Annotated in this window: 16 protein-coding genes and 1 pseudogene; 10 read left to right on the top strand and 7 right to left on the bottom strand. The window is 45.9% G+C overall.

Annotation, left to right across the window (positions count from 1 at the left end; all coding sequences use genetic code 11):
* Positions 1-92: 92 nt before the first annotated feature.
* The 5 genes and pseudogenes from NDJ01_RS16535 to NDJ01_RS16515 form a co-directional block, all read left to right on the top strand.
* Positions 93-254, top strand: a pseudogene (locus tag NDJ01_RS16535) (rubredoxin); the annotation flags it as partial.
* A complete protein-coding gene (locus NDJ01_RS16530; RefSeq protein ID WP_258587015.1) occupies positions 243-1526 on the top strand; it encodes an NAD(P)/FAD-dependent oxidoreductase in 1284 nt (427 codons plus the stop codon). The pseudogene NDJ01_RS16535 and the gene NDJ01_RS16530, both read left to right, overlap by 12 nt.
* Positions 1527-1538: 12 nt before the next feature.
* Positions 1539-2855 (top strand): FAD-binding oxidoreductase, encoded by a 1317-nt coding sequence (locus NDJ01_RS16525; RefSeq protein WP_258587000.1) that lies wholly within the window; start codon positions 1539-1541, stop codon positions 2853-2855.
* The gene (locus tag NDJ01_RS16520) at positions 2852-3202 is read left to right on the top strand and encodes an ethanolamine utilization protein EutQ (protein WP_258586999.1); all 351 of its coding nucleotides are present in this window, start codon (positions 2852-2854) and stop codon (positions 3200-3202) included. The genes NDJ01_RS16525 and NDJ01_RS16520 overlap by 4 nt, the downstream gene beginning before the upstream one ends.
* Positions 3203-3604: 402 nt before the next feature.
* Positions 3605-5650 carry an EAL domain-containing protein gene (locus tag NDJ01_RS16515; protein WP_047008465.1) on the top strand — a complete coding sequence of 682 codons (2046 nt, stop codon included), beginning with the start codon at positions 3605-3607 and terminating at the stop codon, positions 5648-5650.
* A 67-nt stretch (positions 5651-5717) separates the two neighbouring features.
* Here NDJ01_RS16515 and azu read toward each other — a convergent pair whose 3' ends face one another.
* The 3 genes from azu to norR all read right to left on the bottom strand — a co-directional run bounded on the left by azu (position 5718) and on the right by norR (position 8804).
* Positions 5718-6170, bottom strand: coding sequence for an azurin (azu, locus tag NDJ01_RS16510; RefSeq protein WP_005392455.1), 453 nt, complete (start codon positions 6168-6170; stop codon positions 5718-5720).
* Positions 6171-6532: 362 nt separating this feature from the next.
* Positions 6533-7183 (bottom strand): HAD family phosphatase, encoded by a 651-nt coding sequence (locus NDJ01_RS16505; RefSeq protein WP_005392456.1) that lies wholly within the window; start codon positions 7181-7183, stop codon positions 6533-6535.
* A gap of 88 nt (positions 7184-7271) precedes the next feature.
* The gene (gene norR, locus NDJ01_RS16500) at positions 7272-8804 is read right to left on the bottom strand and encodes a nitric oxide reductase transcriptional regulator NorR (RefSeq protein ID WP_258586998.1); all 1533 of its coding nucleotides are present in this window, start codon (positions 8802-8804) and stop codon (positions 7272-7274) included.
* Between the two features lie 190 nt (positions 8805-8994).
* Between norR and norV the strand changes: the two genes are divergently transcribed.
* From norV to NDJ01_RS16485, 3 genes are read left to right on the top strand one after another with little or no spacing between them, the layout of a single operon-like run.
* Positions 8995-10497: an anaerobic nitric oxide reductase flavorubredoxin gene (norV, locus tag NDJ01_RS16495; protein WP_258586997.1), complete on the top strand. Its 1503-nt coding sequence runs from the start codon at positions 8995-8997 to the stop codon at positions 10495-10497.
* A 9-nt stretch (positions 10498-10506) separates the two neighbouring features.
* Complete coding sequence (norW, locus tag NDJ01_RS16490) at positions 10507-11655, top strand: NADH:flavorubredoxin reductase NorW (RefSeq protein ID WP_258586996.1); 1149 nt, start codon at positions 10507-10509, stop codon at positions 11653-11655.
* Positions 11656-11699: 44 nt separating this feature from the next.
* Positions 11700-12038, top strand: a complete 339-nt coding sequence (locus NDJ01_RS16485; protein ID WP_047008461.1) for a DUF1971 domain-containing protein — start codon at positions 11700-11702, stop codon at positions 12036-12038.
* Positions 12039-12167: 129 nt separating this feature from the next.
* Here NDJ01_RS16485 and manA read toward each other — a convergent pair whose 3' ends face one another.
* The gene (manA, locus tag NDJ01_RS16480; RefSeq protein WP_145472151.1) at positions 12168-13400 is read right to left on the bottom strand and encodes a mannose-6-phosphate isomerase, class I; all 1233 of its coding nucleotides are present in this window, start codon (positions 13398-13400) and stop codon (positions 12168-12170) included.
* 78 nt (positions 13401-13478) lie between these two features.
* The gene (locus NDJ01_RS16475) at positions 13479-15386 is read right to left on the bottom strand and encodes a fructose-specific PTS transporter subunit EIIC (protein ID WP_145472150.1); all 1908 of its coding nucleotides are present in this window, start codon (positions 15384-15386) and stop codon (positions 13479-13481) included.
* 385 nt (positions 15387-15771) lie between these two features.
* Between NDJ01_RS16475 and NDJ01_RS16470 the strand changes: the two genes are divergently transcribed.
* Positions 15772-16614, top strand: coding sequence for a helix-turn-helix transcriptional regulator (locus tag NDJ01_RS16470; RefSeq protein WP_006742228.1), 843 nt, complete (start codon positions 15772-15774; stop codon positions 16612-16614).
* Between the two features lie 34 nt (positions 16615-16648).
* On the opposite strand, the gene NDJ01_RS16465 is transcribed toward NDJ01_RS16470, so the two are convergent.
* Positions 16649-17425 (bottom strand): PTS sugar transporter subunit IIA, encoded by a 777-nt coding sequence (locus NDJ01_RS16465; protein WP_021452121.1) that lies wholly within the window; start codon positions 17423-17425, stop codon positions 16649-16651.
* Positions 17426-17433: 8 nt separating this feature from the next.
* Complete coding sequence (locus NDJ01_RS16460) at positions 17434-17736, bottom strand: PTS fructose transporter subunit IIB (protein WP_005463048.1); 303 nt, start codon at positions 17734-17736, stop codon at positions 17434-17436.
* Between the two features lie 267 nt (positions 17737-18003).
* Between NDJ01_RS16460 and NDJ01_RS16455 the strand changes: the two genes are divergently transcribed.
* Positions 18004-19875: a fructose-specific PTS transporter subunit EIIC gene (locus NDJ01_RS16455; RefSeq protein WP_258586995.1), complete on the top strand. Its 1872-nt coding sequence runs from the start codon at positions 18004-18006 to the stop codon at positions 19873-19875.
* The last annotated feature ends 77 nt before the right edge of the window (positions 19876-19952 follow it).

The following is a 19952-nucleotide window of genomic DNA, read 5'->3' as shown; positions in this document are numbered from 1 at the left end:
CACAAGCTAGAGCGAGGTTGATGGAATCGCTACAAATCTGACAGTGGTTTGTAAACACGGAAATTCTGAACAAGGTAGTTGGAGTAAAAGTGATGAGAAAGTGGCTCTGTATTATTTGCGGCTTAATCTATGATGAAGCACAAGGTTGGCCATCCGATGGCATTGCACCAGGAACAGCATGGGAAGATGTACCGGATGACTGGTTATGTCCTGACTGTTTAGTGGGTAAGGCCGATTTTGAAATGATCGAAATTACCGATGATGCGCCAGTAGAAGAGGTCGCGGCAGTGTCTTCGGTGTCGGTAGGATCGTCTGTTCAGCCAAATGCGGCTCAGCCACTTCCACCTGAAGTCACTCAGCCTATATTTTCAGCTGACCCTATCGTTATCATCGGTAGTGGCCACAGTGGTTACCAGTTGGCAGCGGCACTTAGAGCGCAATCTGAAACGGTTCCGATCACTCTCTTTACCGCTGATGATGGCGCACTGTACAGCAAGCCTGCCTTGTCTAATGCACTGGTCATGAATAAAGACGGCGACGCGCTACAAAGTGAAAGCGCGTTGGAGTGGGAAAGCCGTCTAAATGTCCGCGTTTACCCGCATACCCGCGTTGAGCATATCGATCGTGCCAATTCAACGCTACACACCTCTATCGGCAAATACGCCTATAGCCGCTTGGTACTGGCAACAGGTGCATCACCGATTGAAATCCCAATTGAGGGAGATCGCTCTTGTGTTATGAGTGTGAACGACTTAGTTGATTACCGCCGTTTCAGAATTCAGCTACAGAACAAAAAGCGCATCGCAATCCTCGGCGATGGCTTAATTGGCTGTGAGTTCGCGAATGACCTGATCGAAAGCGGTTATGAAGTGACAGTTATCGGGTTAGGTCAATGGCCAATGGAGCGTTTGATCCCGCAACAGTTGGGTGAATCATTACAAAGTGCACTTGCAGATCGAGGCGTGCAATGGGCTCTACAAGACAGTATCGCCAGAATCGAGCCAAGGTCCGAATCAAGCGCGGTTTTGCATCTAAACAGTGGCAAGAAAATTGAAGCAGACCTAGTGCTAAGCGCGGTTGGACTCAAGCCAAATGTATCGCTGGCTGAGCAAGCAGGGCTAGAAGTGGGCCGCGGCATTAAAGTGAATCAATTCGGCCAGACGAGTGATGAGAATATTTACTCGCTAGGCGACTGTGTTGAAACGGAGCAAGGTTGGCAACCGTATATTGCGCCAATTAATCAAATGATTCCTTCCGTGGCGAAAAGCTTGCTAGGTGATATTACGCCTATCTCTTTAACGCCAACACCAGTGATTGTGAAAACGCCGATTCTTCCACTCACTATTTTCCCGGCAGCCGCTGAAGAGCAGGGACAATGGTACATCGAGAACCAAGCAAATGAATTGACCGCTGCGTTTTATTCTCCTGAGGGAACGATGCTTGGCTTTGCGTTGCTAGGAAGAAAAGTACAGTCATTACGTGGTCCTTGGTTAGATCAATTGTCATTGAAACTTTCAGCAGCGTAACGGAGAAAGAAGATGATTCATTTACCCAATGATGATGCAACATGTGGTTGGTACCATGCGTTGCCAAGTATTGCAGAAAAACCAGCGTTAAAAGGTAAAAAAACTGCTGACTATGCCGTGCTAGGTGCCGGTTTCGCTGGACTAGCTATGGCAAGACGTTTAGCTGAGCTTCAGCCTAACGCACGAATTATACTGATTGATGCGCAACGTATCGGCCAAGGGGCGTCAGGGAGAAATTCGGGCTTTGTGATCGATTTGCCTCATAAGTTTTCACTTGAGCATCCCGATCCTGAGCACAAACAAAAGTTATTATCGCTCAACCGTTCTGCGATTGCTCAGCTAGACACTTTAGTGTCGAAGCACAGTATTTCTTGTCAGTGGTCAGCAAAGGGCAAATATCAAGGAGCCGTAGGGGCGCGCGGTGAAGCGTATCTCGATCACTTTGAGCACCTAATGAAAGACCTTGGCGAACCATACTTCCATGTTAATGGCAGTGAGCTGGCGAAAGTCTTAGGGACAAATTACTACAGCCGCGCAATTTACACGCCAGGTGGTTATTTAATGCAACCTGCTGCTCTGGTGCGTGGGCTAGGGGAAAGCCTTCCAGAGAATGTCGAGGTGTTAGAAAACTCGCCAATCCGCAAACTCAGTAAAGAAAACGGTTACTGGGTATTACATGGAGATAGTGGTTCTGTTGAAACCACTGAACTGTTACTTGGCACCAGCATTTTTACTCGTGAGTTTGGTTACCTTAAAAACAGGTTACTGCCAGTGATGACGTTTGCAAGCTGGACGCGTCCATTGACCGACGCAGAAATGCAACGATACGGAGGTGAGCTGAATTGGGGTTTAACTCCAGCAGATCATGCGGGAACGACGTTACGTATGACCGCCGATCGACGTATTTTGATCCGAAATACTTACAAACACGTGCCGAAGTATGGCTCAAGCATGAACGATAAAGTCAGAGATCAAATCCGAGACGATCATCGTCAAGTCTTTTTGGCGCGTTACCCAGAGCTGGCCGACGTACCATTTACTCACACATGGGGTGGGGTGTATGCCATCTCTCGTAACTTTACTAACTTTTTTGGTCAATTAGATGAAGGTGTTTATGCCAGCGCTTGTGACAATGGTGTTGGCGCTGCGTGGGGAACCATTTCTGGAACGCTGTTAGCTGACTATGTCGTTGGTGCGACATCTAAATCATTGGATGACATACAGCAAGTGACAGGAATGCCTTGTTTGAATCCGCCAGAGCCTTTTTTAGGCATGGGAGTAAAAACGCGTATCCAATTAGCAAAATGGCAAAGCCGGAGTGAATTATGAAGCAAGTCAAACTCGTTGATAGTAAAAACCTAGATTTTAATGTTCGTGGTGATACGCCGGGAATGGCGTACGTAGCCCGAGCGTTAAGCCCAGAAATTTCACCAAACATTGGCGTAGGCTTTGCTAAATGGGAAGGCGCTCAAGTGGCTTGGACAGTGCTTTATGATGAAGTTGTTTTTGTGATTGAAGGCTGTTTCGAGCTGACCGCAAATGGTGAGACACATTTTGTGCACCCAGGTCAAATGCTGTGGATCCCGGAAGGAACCGAATTGGTTTATGGTGGGTATGCCCTGTTCGGCTATGTGGTTCATCCAGGAAACTGGAAAGAGCTACACGGGATTGAATGATTTGTTTTACAGACGAGACAACGACTTGAAGTTCTACTCGTGCTAAATCAAAAATCGTTCACAGTGTATGTGAGCCAAATCAACTAGCCCGTCAAGGGCGTGTCACCGAAGCCTCCTTCTTGAAGTCATTAGGGTATATACATCAGTTTTAACGATAGCCATATCGAGATGCTTGGTATGGCTTTTATCGTTAAGGATAATAATCTCATTGGATCAAGGGCTATATAATCGTTAAATTGCACTTGCGACATCTTTGCGCTGTGACTGGCAATTCAAACTATTGTTTTAGCCAATAGAAACACTAAAAATTATCCACCAAATAATACGTTACTGAGTCTGGCCGTTGCATTTACGGCTGCCTATTTCGCAGCCGATGATTATTACTTAATATAAGAACTCACCATGCACACTCGTCGTGAACGCGTATTTGATCCCTTTCATCGTCTAACGGTATTTACAGATAAATGGCGACTTGGATCTAAATCTTATCTTACTGATCTCGCATCTATTGCCTTATTGCTGTTACCGCTGACGCTATCTAACGCACTTGCCATCTTTCTTGGTCACGCTTCTAGAATCCTAGGGGTGTCAGAGGTTTCTCAGTTATTGTTCCATCTTTCTGATATTTTAATCAACTTATATCCCACAGCGTTTTGCATTGTGGCTGGTTACTATTTATCGCACAAAGTGAACGTGTCGAGCGCGATTATCATCATTTATTCGTTGGTCATGTTCTATTTAATTTCAATAGAGAATGACAGCCTTTCTAGTAATTACATGTTGCCGAATAACCCGTTATTAGCACTCTTTAGTGCAACGGTGTCATACGTTTATTGTAAAAGTTTCCGAATTGAGCTGCTTGATCCTCAAGCAATGGACTTCTCTTCTCGTCTTTTTAAAGATGTCTTACATTTTTTCGTATTCGTTTTATTTGCGGTTAGCTTATCTCATGTCACCGCAGCGGTGATGGATGCTTTTACTACAACAGTGGCTGGACTTAACTTTGATCCGCTGACGTTCACAGGAGGATTATTTTATCAATCCATCTTGAGCTTATTAGGAGCGGCGGGCATTAATGGTCACAACATGTTGTTTGCTATCAAGCAGCAAATATACGCTGCGACCGAAGCCAACATGGCTGCTTGGCAAACAGGCGAAGCGTCGCTTAACGTCATTAGCCAAGGTTTTTACGACGCATTTTTATCCATGGGCGGGTCAGGGAATAGCATCAGTTTACTCCTGTGTCTGTTATTGTTCGCTAAAGAGCGCAATCATATTTTACTGGCGTTAGCGGCAGCACCATTGGTGATGTTCAACATCAATGAAGTGCTGCTATTTGGGTTGCCTATCATCTTTAATCCTATTCTGGTCGTCCCATTTGTATTAGTGCCGCTGGTAAGTTTTATCATCACCTACTGCGCAATTGCTTCCGGCTTAATTGCGCCTGTTGAAAATATTGTGAACTGGATGACACCGCCTCTGTTGAGTGGTTATGTTGCAATGGGGCATCAGGTCCAGGGGGCGATACTTCAACTGGTGGTGATTGCGATTGGTGTACTAATTTATCGACCTTTTTATCTAGCCTATGCAGGCAAATATGTGGGGCAGCTTGGTGTAAGTAATACTTACAATGGTTTAGAACAATCCCTATTTAAATCACTACTCAGTAGTGTGAAAGATGCGAACACATCGAGTATCAGCAAGTCATCCGCGCAGAAGCGTTTAACTTCCATTCTTCGTGAAGGCGAGTTGGTGATGTTTTATCAAAAGCAGCATTCAACAAAGGATGCGGAACAGTATTCTTACGAAGCGCTTATTCGATATAAAGATGAAGATGGAAACTTACTTTCACCAACGTTTATTGAAGATTTTCACCGGTTAGATGCTATGCCACTGCTCGATAAACTAGTTCTCGAAAAGGTGTTGTCGGATATGAAGGAAATGGGATTATCTGATCAGCGAAGAGTGGCCATTAATGTTTCTGTTGCTACCATTCAACAAGTGGATTTTGTTCAGCATTTACAAGGCAGGTTGGTCTATTTTGGAATCCCGGCTGAATGGCTTGAAATTGAAATTACTGAAGAAGCCGTATTAGACAATGAAGTTTCTTTAACTAACACCATGAAAGCTCTACAGAGTATGGGAGTTCGTATCACAATGGATGATTTTGGTACGGGCTACGCATCGTTTCCTCATTTGTTCAAGTATCCATTTAACAAGATTAAGCTAGACAGATCGCTGCTATTGGACGCTAACGATCATCGTGGACGTCAACTGTATCGATTGGTTGCTAAGTTAGGACATATTGCAAATTGCGAGGTCGTAGCGGAAGGGGTGGAAACGCAGTCTGACTATGACTTTGTGCGGTCAAGTGGGGTTGATAAAGTTCAAGGATTTTACTTAGCAAGGCCTGTACCTTTGGATGAGATTATCCATCGACGTGCTTAACTAACGTGCAATAAAAAGGGAAGCGATGGCTTCCCTATAGTGAGTCTTGTTTTGACTTAGTTAGCTCTTATTTGAACTCAAATTTACCCTGCATGATCGCCCAGTGACCAGGGAACGAGCAGAAGAATGAGTAGTCGCCGCCAGCTTTCATTTTTTCAGTGCTGAAAGTAATGCTGGTGCTTTCACCGCCGCCAATCACTTTTGTGTGAGCGTATACACGGTCGTCATTTGGCTTCACGTAATTGTTTTCTGCACCTGCTGCCATGCCGTCCGTACCTACTGCTTGTAGATTAGCGGTATCTGCGATAACGACGTTGTGACCCATTGATTGTGCAGGCATTTTACCTGTGTGGTTTAGCGTCAGTTTTACTTCTTTACAAGTGGCTGGAACGCTCAGTGTTTTAGTAGAAAACTGCATCATATCGTTAGCATCTAGGGACACTTCACACTCGGCACTGGCTTGGGCACCAAAGCTCATTCCTACTAATGCGAAGGTTGCTGCTAATAAACGTAAAGACATATAACACTCTCCATTTTATATTTTGGGCTGACTTGGATTAATCTCATCCAATAGTTCTCATTATCAGCCAATTTTCACTCGAAAAACGTGCTTCAAGCGGTATATTGACGTTTTGTTGCAAAGTTGTACTGGTTAGTTCCACTATTTGATCACTCATAGGCCCTATTTCATGCGATGGCGTGAGGTAAATCAAAAAAGAAAGGAACACGCCCCGTACAGAGATAAGGTCTATCTTATTAAGCCTTTGGAGCAGTATCTTGGCATTTATTAGAAGTAGATTAGAGAAGGTGAGAGGAGAGGCTCAAGCATAAAAAAGCTCAGCCAAATTGCTGAGCTTTAACAGTTAGAGCGGCAGTTGACGTTTAGCGATTTTGCTTCAACGCATCTAACGCTTCATGTAATGACGGCACGATGGAATGACCAAATTGTTTTACCTCTTCGCAAGGTTCAACTAAATCCGGAATCTGATAAGTAACCATATTCGCTGCCACCGCTGCGCGAACACCGTTATTGGAATCTTCAAAGGCCAAACATTGGCTTGGTTCTACATCCAGACGATTCGCTGCCAACAAATAGATTTCTGGATCGGGTTTACCGTGGTTTACCTCGCAGCCTGTGGTGAGGTTGTCGAAGTACTTACTCAAACCCGCTAATTCCAGTTTGATTTTCGCCACCTCTTTTGCCGTAGAAGTCGCTACTGCGATTGGTAAGCCTTGTGCTTTCAGCCATTCTAGCAGCTCAACAACACCATTTTTCACTGGGATGGCTTGGTGTTTGACGACAGCATTGTAACGAGTACGCCATTCATGATGCAGGCGGTCTAGGTTCTCACCGTAGGCTTTGCGGAAAATTGCTTCAATACCTGCCGCATTACGACCAATGATCGACAGGTAAACATCTTCATAAAACGGAAGGTTTTGGACTTCACATGCTTCTTGGAAAATACGCATACAGACGCGCTCAGTATCAAGGAGCAAACCATCCATATCAAAAATAGCAGCTTGGTAGTTCATTACATTACAGACTTTTCGATTGTGATGGTGCATTTTGACATAAGCGAGATAGATTTTCTTGCGGAATTCAAACCGTCCGTATCCTTTTTTACTTTATACCTAGCCGTTTGGCTAAGCGATGTAAATTACCATTATCGAGTTCTAACTGACGTGCTGTTGCAGCCCAGTTTCCTTGATTCTGCTCTAGTGCTTTTACAATCATGGCTTTTTGGAAGGTGTCAGTGGCTTGCTTTAAACCAGCGTCTGACAGTTCAAATGAAGAGCTAGGTATACCTGACTCTTCAGTGGTGGGCTGATTGTTCGACGCTTTGATATCGAAATCTTGTTCCACCAATTCGATATCCAGCGATTGAGTTCTAGCTTTGGCAAGCACGCCCGCTCGTTTGATGACGTGTTCCAGTTCACGCACGTTGCCCGGCCAAGAGTAATCTTTAAGTGCTTGAACTAGAGTGGGAGAGAGTCGAACACTGTTCAGCCCCAACTTGCTGCGTAGTTGCTCTGCAAAGAAACCAGCCAGTAGCACGACATCGTCTTCACGTTCACGAAGTGGGAGAACATGAAGAGGGAATACACTCAAACGGTGGTACAAATCTGCTCTGAAACGGCCAGCTTTTACTTCTTCATGCAGAACACGGTTCGTTGCCGCCACAATGCGTGTGTTGACTCGAATATGTCGGTCATCCCCAACACGCTGGATATCGCCATATTGCAATGCGCGAAGTAGCTTGGCTTGTAACTCCAGAGAAAGTTCGCCAACTTCATCCAAGAATAGTGTGCCGCCGTCGGCTTGCTCGAACTTACCTTTCCGATTACTGATAGCACCAGTAAAAGCACCTTTGATATGACCAAAAAGTTCACTCTCTGCGACAGACTCAGGTAACGCGGCACAGTTTAAGTACACCAAGGTATTATTGGCTCGGTGAGAGCGATGATGAATTGCGTTTGCGACGAGCTCTTTACCAACCCCTGTTTCACCCATTACCAACACCGATAGCTCGGTATCTGCCACCGCATCGATTTGCTCTTGAAGTGCTTTCATCCCAGCAGATTTGCCAATGATTTCGTTGCTTAGCGTGCGTTTCTCAGTGTAAGACTCACGTGGCAAGCTTGCTTGTGTTTCTAACTGCTCCAGTAGTAGCGCAGTGTGCAAGCCACCCGCGGCTAACGCACTGACAAAGCGTAGTTCTTGATTGAGTAAACCATCGAACTGGTTCGGGTCGAAGGCATCAATAGTGATCGCGCCAATCAATTGATCGTCGATCAGCAAAGGGAGACCAATACATGAATGGACGTGCAGCTTGTCGTCGTGGTTCGGAATTAACCCGTCATAGGGATCGGGTAAGTCGCTATTCGATGGAAACCGTACGATATCGCCAGCGCGTGCAATGGCTTCCAATCTCGGGTGTTGGTTTATAGAAAAACGGCGTCCCAATACTTCCTTTGCTAAGCCATTGATAGCCAGCGGCTTAAAGTGCTGATCTTCATACAAAAGAAGAGCAGAAGCATCACATTTTAATATCTCGCGAATCGTTGTTAATAAGGTATCAAATCGAGCTTGCCGAGTGAGCGCTGAATTTAGGTCTTGCGTGATGTGTAGCCATTGCGCGATTAAAGAAGTCATAGCCAATACCAATTGTGTCAATATGACTATTGTAGTGTCTTAATGACAATTTTCAACCGTGTCTAAATGACAGTTGTTCAAGTTGTATTTTAATTAAATTATTGAAATATATAGCAATTAAAAGTTGGCATGCCCAGTGCAATACAAGAAGAAATTATTTTTGTTTATTTCGTCATTCAAGGTAGTAATCATGACAATTCACGTAAAAAACAACATCCACTGGGTAGGTCAACGCGATTGGGAAGTTCAAGACTTCCACGGTACAGAATACAAAATGACAAAAGGCACCAGTTACAACAGTTATCTAATTCGTGAAGAAAAAACGGTGCTGATCGATACGGTCGATCATCGATTCAGCCAGCAATTTATCCAGAACCTAGAAATGGAAATCGATCTTAAGACGATCGATTTTATCGTCGTGAACCATGCAGAAGAAGATCACTCGGGCGCATTGTCGGCATTGATGGAGAAGATTCCGAACACGCCAATTTACTGTACGGAAGCGGCGATTGATTCGATTGTTGGCCATCACCATCATCCCGAATGGAACTTTAAAACGGTAAAAACGGGTGACAGCATCGATATTGGTAACGGTAAGCAATTGGTGTTTGTGGAAGCGCCAATGCTGCATTGGCCAGACAGCATGATGACATACCTAACTGGCGATGCAGTGTTATTCAGTAACGACGCATTTGGTCAGCACTACTGCGATGAACGCTTATTCAATGATGAAGTGGATCAAAATGAGCTGATGGAACAGTGTTTGCGTTACTACTCAAACATTCTAACGCCGTTCAGCAGCTTGGTAACAGCCAAAATCAAAGAAGTACTGAGCTTCAACTTGCCTGTCGACATGATTGCAACTTCACACGGTATTGTGTGGCGCGATAACCCAGTCCAAATCATCGAACAGTATCTAGAGTGGGCGGATAACTACCAAGAAGATCGTATTACCATCTTCTACGATTCTATGTCGAACAATACCCGAATGATGGCGGACGCGATTGCACAGGGCATTCACGATGTCGACCCGGGTGTCGCGGTTAAAGTCTTCAATGTGTCTAAGCACGATAAGAATGAAATTCTCGCCAATGTGTTCCGCTCAAAAGGCATCTTGGTTGGTTCGTCTACCATGAATAACGTCATGATGCCGAAGATTGCTGGCATGCTGGAGGAGATCACAGGTCTTCGTTTTAAAGCCAAGAAAGCCGCTGCCTTTGGTAGTTATGGCTGGAATGGTGGTGCGGTAGACCGTATCCACGCACGGTTGACCGACGCGGGTTTTGAAACGGCAGTCAGCCTGAAAACTAAATGGCGACCAGATGGTAAAGCGATGCGTGAGTGTCGTGAACATGGCAAGAGCATCGCGAAATTGTGGGCGAAACATTCACTAACAAGCCCTGTTGCGTCTCCGATGATGGCTGCGTCTGCACCGCAAGTTCAATCGCAGCCCGTTGTACAAGTAGAAACGCAAGCAGTGGTCGAAAGGGAGCTTATTAATCCAAGCTCAGAGGCACATCCATCAGATTGCCAATGCATGATTTGCACCGTTTGTAACTGGGTGTATGACCCTGCTCAGGGTGAGCCTAATCAAGGAATTGAACCAGGCACCGTGTGGTCAGACGTTCCGGATTACTTCCTTTGCCCTGAGTGTCACTTGGGTAAAGATGTATTTGTTGAGTTCAAGGGTTAAGGAGCTGTGATGCAAGCACCAATTGTAATCATAGGCAGTGGCTTTGCTGCCTATCAACTGGTTAAAACTGTGCGTCGAATGGATGCACAGGTGTCAATTCAAGTATTCACCGCTGATGACGGTGCGGAGTATAACAAGCCCGATTTGAGCCATGTGTTCAGTAGAAAACAGACCGCGAGGGATCTGGTGGTAAAAACGGGAGAAGCGTTTGCTCAAGAGCATCATATCGAGTTATTAACCCACACTAAAATTGATAGTGTGGATACGCAAGCCCAACAAGTGGTAGCAGATGGACAAGTTTATGCGTACTCCAAACTGATTTTTGCAACGGGCGCGAAAGCCTTTGTTCCTCCAATGCGAGGTGATGCTTCTGGCGATGTCCTAACGCTCAATTCGTTACAAGAGTATCAGCTCGCAGAAGAGAGAATCAGTCAAGCAAGGCGCGTAATGGTTATCGGTGGTGGTTTGATTGGCGTTGAGATTGCAATGGATATTGCGAGTAGCGGTAAAGCCGTTACGGTGGTTGAATCAAACCAACGCTTGCTTGCCAATCTTATTCCTGAGTTTGTGGCGTTGCCTCTGGAAAGCCAACTTAAGCAGCAAGGCATTCAACTGGCGTTGGGAAATGGGGTTGTTGAGGTGAATCGTACCGCCGATTCGTTGGTGGCGACTTTGAACAGCGGTGAAGTGATCGAGACTGATGTAGTGATTTCTGCCGCTGGCTTACGTTCAAACACTCAATTAGCGAATGCTTGTGGATTAGAGGTTGGGAAAGGCATTGCTGTCGACGCTAAGCTGCAGACTTCTGCGAATAATGTATTCGCTCTGGGCGATTGCGCCGAGATACAAGGGCGTATGCTTCCATACCTTCAGCCAATCGTGTTGAGCGCTAATGTTTTAGGTAAGCAGTTGCTTGGGCAGGAAGCGCAATTGAAGTTGCCGCCAATGATGGTAAAAGTCAAAACGCCGAGTTACCCAATTCAGCTTGCCGGGGACTTCAGTGCTGTCGCGAATTGGAATGTGCAGATTTCTCAATCTGGCATCGTGGCAAAAGCTGAAAATGAACAAAGCATATTGACAGGGTTTGTTGTTACGGGCGAGCAAGTGGCTCAGGCTTTTCCGTTACTGCGTGAACTGTCTCAAGTCGCGCAATCGTAACTCGCTTCAAGAAGCACAATTTTATATTCAAAGAGGGTATAACCATGTCACATCTTCGTATTCCGAAAGACTGGAAGGTTCAACGTTCGACGCCATTTTTTACCAAAGGCAGTGTGCCTCCAGCTCTTCTAACTCATCACAACACAGCCGAAGGCGTGTTTGGGCAGTTATGTGTAATGGAGGGGCAAGTCACCTATTATGGTTTTGCAGATGAATTCGCGACAGAGCCTGAAATGGTCATCGTGATCAACGCAGGTCAGTTCGCGACAAGCCCGCCACAGTATTGGCATCGTATTGAAATAAGCGATGATGCACAGTTCAATATTAACTTTTGGTCGAATAAAGATAAAAGTGGACAAGCGATGTTCCACGCTAAGCAGTAAACCTTTCTAGACAATTTGATTATTGCGTGAATTTATCGGGAAAAGCGCATATTAAGTAAAAGAGCAGAGACGTTTCTCTGCTCTTTTTTGCTTATTGGCAGTAACGACATGCAAACTTAATCAGCGATATTAACTATAAGCCCGCGCCACACGACCTTTGCAATTCAAGGTATATTGTTTGGCGTAAGCTGGGATGAAAACAGACTGGCCTTTGTCTACTGCGCACGTCTCACCATTTGCATGTGTAATCACGAGCGGGGAATCTAGCGGCAACAGGATTTCTGCGGTTCTTACATCAAGCATTCGTTGGTTGGCTTGTTTTACAATCGCGAATTTGAAATCGTCGACGGGAATTGGGTATTCCAACATGTCATCGTTTTCGATTGGTTCAAGCAGTAGTGTATCGAATGGTTTTTCTTCGAAGCGTGTGCATGCAACGAGTTCTTTTATATCCATATACTTCGGCGTTAAACCGGCACGTAGCACGTTGTCTGAGTTCGCCATGATCTCAAGCCCCGTACCTTTCAAGTACGCGTGTGGCGTTTCTGCATCCAAGAACATCGCTTCGCCTGGTTTCAGCGTGATGACGTTGAGTAGCAAGGGCGCAAACAAACCAATGTCGCCCGGGTATTGCGCTTCTAACTCCAAGACCAGGTTGAACAGAGGTAAGTCGGTGATGCGAGCTTGTGCCAATAGCACCGTCAACGCCATCTCTTTCTGTTCGCCTTCCAGTGACAATAGACCGGAGAAGAAGCTCGCCAAGCCTTTGGAAGTTTGATTGTCGATAAGGTCATCCACCAAGCCTTGCAGCTCAGGAATCGCCAACTCAGAGAAGAAGCTGATGATTTCACTGGTTGGGCGGAAGCCATTCATCGCTTGGTATTCGGTTAGCGCGTAAACCAATTCTGGTTTGTGGTTTGGATCTTTGTAGTTACGGTTTGCAGCGGTTAGGGGAATGCCTTGTTTTTCTTCCAGTGCAAAACCCAGTTCTGCTTGTTGCTTGTTTGGGTGCACCTGAATCGACAGCGCTTTCTCAGCGGCAAGCACTTTAAACAGGTATGGAAGTTCACCAAAACGGTTTACGACTTCTTCACTCAGAAAAGCATTCATGTTTTGAGCAATCAGTGAAGAGAGTTTGATCTCCTTACCGTTTATCATCACCAATGAGCAACCGTTTGGATGCGCGCCCATCCATACTTCGGCTTGTGGTTCGCCCGTTGGGTTTTCAATGCCAAACAGTTGGTTAACAGAAGTAGTACTGCCCCAAGCGTAGTTTTGAATCACGTTGTTCATCAGGAAAAACATCGGATGCTTAGCTTGAGTTTGAATCGTTTGTGTATCGGACATCGTTAAATCAGACATAGAGTGTCACCGTGCGAGAAAATCATGGCTTAGGCGACATTGCCCAAGCCATAGGAGCCATTTGGGGGAAGGGAATGATTAAGCGGCTGCTTGCATCATTTTTGCTTTACGCACTTTCTTCAACGTTACACACGTTACTGCGGTAACCGTTGCGCCAGCTGCCATACAAATCAGAGCAAGGACTGGGTGGTTCATCGCGCCAAGCAGAGCGACCACGGGACCACCGTGAGCAACGCTGTTGGTGATGCCGAATGAGAACGCCATTACTGCCGCCACCATTGATCCAAGTACGTTTGCAGGAATCACTGACATTGGATCTTGCGCTGCGAACGGAATCGCACCTTCAGAGATACCCACCAGACCCATTGCGCCTGCGGCTTTACCCGCTTCGGTTTCTGATTCTTCGAACAGGTCGAACTTACGACCAAGCGCCGTTGCCAGTGCCATGCCTAAAGGTGCAACAGGGATTGCACACGCCATCGCACCCATAAATTGAGTTTGACCGCTCGCAATCATGCCCACAGAGAATAGGAATGCGACCTTGTTGAATGGACCACCCATATCGAAGCCAGCCATACCTCCAAGTACGATACCCAGTAGAACGACGTTACCTGTACTCATGCTCGTTAGTAGCGCAGTCAGACCGTCCATTAGGCTTGCGATTGGCGCGCCGATAACGAAGATGAAAAGACCTGCGATGAACAACGAACCTGTGATTGGCGCAATCATGATTGGCACCAAAGGTTGAATAAACTTGTGGTAGTTAATAGACGTAATCCACTTCACGAAGTAACCCACAAGCAGGCCTGCGATGATGGCACCGATAAAGCCTGTACCTGCGTCTGCGCCGTAGAAAGAACCGTTGTTTGCAATCCAACCACCGATCAAGCCAGGAGTTAGAGCAGGGCGGTCAGCAATCGCGTAAGCAATGTAACCCGCTAGAATTGGGATCATCAGCGTAAAGGCAACCACACCGACGTTGAGGATTTGGTTCCACATGCTGCCTTCAGGGATGGCCATGCCGGCTTCACTTGGCTGACCGCCGATTGCAAGAGCAAGTGCAATCAACAGACCCCCCGTTACGACGAAGGGGATCATGTGTGATACGCCGTTCATCAAGTAGCGATATAAGTCAGAACGGGCTTGAGAAGCTTTGTTTGCAACTGACGCTTGCGTATTGCCATTGGACTCAGCTTGGTACGTCGGTGCGTTTAACGCTTCACTAATCAGTCCTTGAGCATCGCGGATTGGGGCTTTTACGTTGGTTTTAACCACGCGTTTGCCCGCGAAGCGGTTCATGTCGACTTGTTTGTCACAGGCGACGATGATGGCATCTGCACGCTCGATTTCTTCTGCGGTTGGGCTGTTCTTCACACCGATTGAACCGTTCGTTTCAACCTTGATTTCGTAACCCATCGCCGCTGCACCTTTCTCTAGCGCTTCCGCCGCTAGGTACGTGTGGGCAACGCCAGCAGGACAACCAGTAACACCAATGATGAAACCTTGGTTTGCTGGAGCATCTGTCACTGGTTGCGGTTCTTCTTTAGCAAGAAGGAGTGCCAGTGCGTCGTGGCTGTTTGTTGCGCCTAAGAACGCATCGATGAAACCATCTTCAATCAATTTTGAAGACAGTTCTGCAAGTACTTCGATATGGTGGTTATCGCCACCGTCTGGAGAAGCTATCATGAAGAACAGTTTTGAAGGCAAGCCGTCTTCCGCGCCGTATTCGATACCTGATTTGCTTACGCCGATCACAACCGCTGGTTCAATCACAGCGGCGCTTTTCGCGTGTGGAATTGCCACGCCATCTTCAAATCCAGTATTTCCTAATTCTTCACGTGCTTTTATATCTGCAAGAAATTGTGTTTGGTCAGAAATACGACCTTGGGCATGAAGAACGGCAACCAGTTCTTTAAATACGTCTTCTTTTGAAGACGCTTTAAGATCAAGCTTAATTAAGTCTTCATTTATTAGTTTGGTGATCATTGTAGAACCCCTATAAATATAATTTTTATTTCAGGGATATTTTTAAATTAGTGAGAAAAAGACTGTAGTGAAGAAAAAATGCATTTACTGGAGGATTGTAACCGACTAACTATAGTGTGATTTAGATCGTTCACTGGACAAATCTAGCTGCATATCTGTGACATGATGGATAAGAAGCTAAACGATAAGTGAAATGTGGCCTCGCTCCCACTTGAAAAGGGATTGAGTGTTGTTGATAGAGTTTTTGTTACTGGAGATTTGATGCGTTAACTGGATTTTTGTAACATTAAAATGGAAGTGTGATTTTGCTCAATAGCACAAAAGTCCAGTCCGGTGTATATCTATAGTAAATAGCATCATTGATGCATATATAGAGTGTGAGACAATGATTTTTCATGATTTAATTTCAGCTGTATTAAATGAAAGAGAGCCATTTCATAATATTTGGTTTGCAGGAGATTTTCATACGCCGCCTGAATTTAGCTATCAAGTTAATTTCCCTCGCCTAGAGTTAGTTCTGGATGGGGAATATATTAATGAAATGGAAAGTCATGATCGAAAAGTAACGCACATCGTTGCTAAAAAAGGCGACGCGATATTTATTCCACCTAACTGTTGGAATAAACCAGACTGGGATACCGATTGCTCAGTGTTAAGTATTTTGTTTGGGCGTCGACAACTTGGGTTGAGTTTGGTGAGCAAACGCAAAGGTGAGGCAAACTTTTACGATATTCAAAAGCATAGCATCCAAACACGCTCAGGATTTGCGATAGATAACATCTTAGAAGCGTTGAGCTCACTGGCTCGTGAGAATACTAAAAAACCAATGGATGAGCTTTTACTGCAAGCATTACTGCAATACGCGAAGACGATGTTGGATGCACCAGTCGAGCAGCAGTCACATAGCCGTGTGCAAGATCTCTATCAAGGGATTTGTATCTACATTCAAGAGAACTTCCATCGCCCAATCACGCGCGACAGCATTGCGTCGAGATTCAGTATTTCCTCGAACCATTTGTCGCGCTTGTTCCGTCAGCAGGGGCACATGACTTTGGCTGACTACATTACTTGGGTACGTGTGGATCGCGCGAAGTTTATGCTCAAGAAATACAACTTCAAACTCAATGACGTATCAGTGCGCTGTGGATTTAAAGACGTGAACTATTTCTGCCGAGTATTTAAGAACCGTACAGGCAGAACGCCGACGGAATATCGTGGTTCGATTTAAACCTTCAGTAAGAGTGCGTAAATCATAGAGAAGTTTAGGCGAGCAGCCTCGACATGGCGTACATCAGCAGCGCTTGTAAGTCGACGCTGCTTTTTGTTAGTAGTAGGCGTTCCGCCATTTGATCGGTAAGCAGATTTCGTGTGAGGTTAGTGGCCGCAATGATCTGTTCTCGGGTCGGATTTTCTGGCATCACCAGTGCTATAGCCAGATGAACATCCCCCATCTTCGAAGCCCAATCCATCGATTTTTCATTTGCAATAACGGCAATGGAAATATGGTCAACACCTGAAAACATCACATGCGGCAGAGCGATCCCCGGAGTCACGCAAGTTGATGAACGTTCTTCGCGTTTAATAAAAGCAAGAATCAGTTCGTCGGGATGAATGGGGTGGATAAGCTGAGCTAATCCTTTAAGGCATTCAAACTTGGTGAGCTCGGTATGTGCTTTGGCGTAGTGCCATTTGATTTCACAAGGTGGGCAAATTTGCGGTAAACGCTCGGCCAGTTGGCTAGAAAACTCATAGTTGATATGAGATCCCACCACCGTAAAGTGTTCAGCAATCATGTCTTTGATGACGAAGCAGGCCAGCTCTGCGTCAATGCCAATCGCTGTGATTTGACACAAATCACCTTGTTGTAGACCTGCTTGCAAAATCGCCACGGACTTGGTGAGTTCCGCAACACGATTTTGCGTTACATTAATGATATGTAAGGTACTTTTGAACTTCTTTGCCACTCGATTGAGTGGCTGAGCAAGGTGCGCACTGGCATTTGCATTATCGACGAAAAAGGTGATTTGGTATTCGTTCATCTGCAAATTTAGTCGCGGCAGTGGACGAGGAATACTTTGTCGACGTTCAGCAAAACCTCTTCAATGGGGATTTGAATTTTGCGCGTCCCTTCGAATCGGCCAGGTTGTTCTATCTCAATATCCGACACGATCAAAACCCGATCCGCTTGAGCGATATCGTGCGGAGTGAGCTGATTCTCTATCCCCATCGCACCTTGCGTTTCTACTTTAATTTGCACGTTATGTTTTGGCGCAGCTTTCATTAGTGCATCTGCCGCCATATAAGTATGAGCGATGCCTGTAGGGCATGCTGTCACCGCTACGATTTTCATGTTCTATCCATTTTATTTTTTGTGGATATTAGCACAGCCACCGCAGATTGAATTGATTTGAGCTGGATTAACGCAAGAGCTCTATCACAGTTTGAATCTCATGTTACATTAATCCAGTTAATGCACTTTTAGTCCTATATATCAAAGGGTAGGCACTGGTTAATCTATGCCCAAATAAAATGAGTAGGAACGCATACGAGCCAGGGGATCCTGTATCTCAAACTCACTTGGGTATATATTCGAGCGTGAATATTGGAAGGTAAAACAATGGACATCACAAACCTAATTGAGCTGGAAACGATATGTTTAGATCTAAAAGCTCAAACCAAAGATGAAGCGCTCAAAGAGCTGGTCGAGATGTTAGAGGCCGCCGGCAAGCTCAATAGTCAAAGCCAGTTCTTGGCAGATATTTGGAAACGAGAAGAGATCGGTAACACAGGATTTGATGATGGTATTGCGATCCCTCATGCCAAAAGTGATGCTGTAGCGAAACCGGCTGTCGCGGTCGGGATCAGCCGTAATGGGATTGATTATGGCGCCGAAGATGGCGAGCTGTCCGATGTGTTTTTCATGCTGGCGTCTCCAGATGGTGATGATCATCATCACATTGAAGTATTGGCACAAATTTCCACCAAAATTATCGAAGACGGCTTTGTTGAAAAGCTCAAGTTGGCTCAATCGCGAGAAGAAGCGCTTGAGATGCTGACTGATATTCAAACCCAATCCAATGAATTTCTCCCAACTTCTTTAGAATTTGCATCAGAACCCTTGAGCCCTTGGGCGCAAAAACTTGGCCGCATTAAAGAGCACTTGCTGTTTGGCACATCCCACATGATCCCGTTTATCGTTGCGGGCGGTGTGCTGTTGTCGTTGTCGGTGATGATCTCTGGTCACGGTGGTGTACCACAAGAGGGCATTCTGGCCGATATTGCCCAAATGGGGATTGCTGGCCTGACATTGTTTACTGCCGTGCTTGGCGGTTACATTGCTTATTCCATTGCCGACAAGCCGGGCCTTGCGCCGGGTATGATTGGATCTTGGATTGCGGTCAGTCATTATAATACGGGTTTTTTAGGTGCGATTGTAGTCGGCTTTTTTGCTGGCCTTGTCGTTTGGCTATTAAAGAAAATTCAGCTACCAGACAGCATGAGTTCGCTTGGCTCGATTTTTATTTATCCGCTAGTCGGTACGTTTGTTACTTGCGGTGCGGTGATGTGGGTGATAGGTGCTCCGATTGCCAGCGCAATGACCACCATGAACGAGGTGCTGACGGGCATGGCGGGCTCAGGCAAAGTAATGCTCGGTACCGTGCTTGGGGCAATGACCGCGTTTGATATGGGCGGCCCAATCAACAAAGTGGCGACGTTGTTTGCTCAAACCCAAGTGAACACGCAACCATGGTTGATGGGCGGGGTCGGTATTGCGATTTGTACGCCGCCATTGGGTATGGCACTAGCCACGTTTTTGGCGCCGAGTAAATTCAAGCGAGATGAACGCGAAGCAGGGAAAGCCGCAGGTATTATGGGGATGATCGGTATTAGCGAAGGTGCGATTCCTTTTGCCGCTGGCGACCCTGCACGAGTGCTACCCGCTATTGTGGCGGGTGGCATCGTCGGTAACGTGATTGGCTTTATGTTCCACGTAATGAACCATGCACCGTGGGGCGGTTGGATTGTTCTCCCTGTTGTGGATGGAAAAATCGGTTACATCATCGGCACGATTGCGGGCTCTGTTACCACCGCGTTGATCGTGATTGCACTAAAGAAAACCGTGACCGAAGATGAGAGTTATACAGGTCATTCTCAAGTATATGGCTCCGTTCAAGGCGAAGGTGAGGCGGATGTTTTGGCGGTCACATCTTGTCCATCAGGTGTGGCACATACGTTCTTAGCGGCGAAGTCATTGGAAAAAGCGGCTTGTGCACTCGGCATTAAGATTAAAGTCGAAACCCAAGGGGCGAATGGTGTCATCAACCGAATTACCGAGAAAGACATCGAGAAAGCGAAGTTTGTGATCTTTGCTCATGATGTCGCGATCAAAGAACCGGAACGTTTTCGAAAAATCCAAGTCTTGGATGTCAGTACCAAGGATGCCATGTTGAACGCCACGGCTTTGTTGCAAGCTCGTAGAGTGTCTTAACATTTAACTTCTGAGAAATGTCTCCTCGATGACCCTGATGAATGCTTTTGGTATTTACTCCAACATCGCGGTTCGCT

It is taken from the genome of Vibrio sp. HS-50-1 (genome assembly GCF_024747315.1).
Lineage (GTDB): Bacteria > Pseudomonadota > Gammaproteobacteria > Enterobacterales > Vibrionaceae > Vibrio > Vibrio diabolicus.
Note: the sequence above shows the minus strand (reverse complement) of the source record. Positions and strands in the feature narration are given on the sequence as shown.

Coding starts and splice junctions, on each gene's coding strand:
- NDJ01_RS16530 (WP_258587015.1), top strand. CDS start 243: ATGATCGAAATTACCGATGATGCGCCAGTAGAAGAGGTCGCGGCAGTG.
- NDJ01_RS16525 (WP_258587000.1), top strand. CDS start 1,539: ATGATTCATTTACCCAATGATGATGCAACATGTGGTTGGTACCATGCG.
- NDJ01_RS16520 (WP_258586999.1), top strand. CDS start 2,852: ATGAAGCAAGTCAAACTCGTTGATAGTAAAAACCTAGATTTTAATGTT.
- NDJ01_RS16515 (WP_047008465.1), top strand. CDS start 3,605: ATGCACACTCGTCGTGAACGCGTATTTGATCCCTTTCATCGTCTAACG.
- azu (WP_005392455.1), bottom strand. CDS start 6,170: ATGTCTTTACGTTTATTAGCAGCAACCTTCGCATTAGTAGGAATGAGC.
- NDJ01_RS16505 (WP_005392456.1), bottom strand. CDS start 7,183: ATGAACTACCAAGCTGCTATTTTTGATATGGATGGTTTGCTCCTTGAT.
- norR (WP_258586998.1), bottom strand. CDS start 8,804: ATGACTTCTTTAATCGCGCAATGGCTACACATCACGCAAGACCTAAAT.
- norV (WP_258586997.1), top strand. CDS start 8,995: ATGACAATTCACGTAAAAAACAACATCCACTGGGTAGGTCAACGCGAT.
- norW (WP_258586996.1), top strand. CDS start 10,507: ATGCAAGCACCAATTGTAATCATAGGCAGTGGCTTTGCTGCCTATCAA.
- NDJ01_RS16485 (WP_047008461.1), top strand. CDS start 11,700: ATGTCACATCTTCGTATTCCGAAAGACTGGAAGGTTCAACGTTCGACG.
- manA (WP_145472151.1), bottom strand. CDS start 13,400: ATGTCTGATTTAACGATGTCCGATACACAAACGATTCAAACTCAAGCT.
- NDJ01_RS16475 (WP_145472150.1), bottom strand. CDS start 15,386: ATGATCACCAAACTAATAAATGAAGACTTAATTAAGCTTGATCTTAAA.
- NDJ01_RS16470 (WP_006742228.1), top strand. CDS start 15,772: ATGATTTTTCATGATTTAATTTCAGCTGTATTAAATGAAAGAGAGCCA.
- NDJ01_RS16465 (WP_021452121.1), bottom strand. CDS start 17,425: ATGAACGAATACCAAATCACCTTTTTCGTCGATAATGCAAATGCCAGT.
- NDJ01_RS16460 (WP_005463048.1), bottom strand. CDS start 17,736: ATGAAAATCGTAGCGGTGACAGCATGCCCTACAGGCATCGCTCATACT.
- NDJ01_RS16455 (WP_258586995.1), top strand. CDS start 18,004: ATGGACATCACAAACCTAATTGAGCTGGAAACGATATGTTTAGATCTA.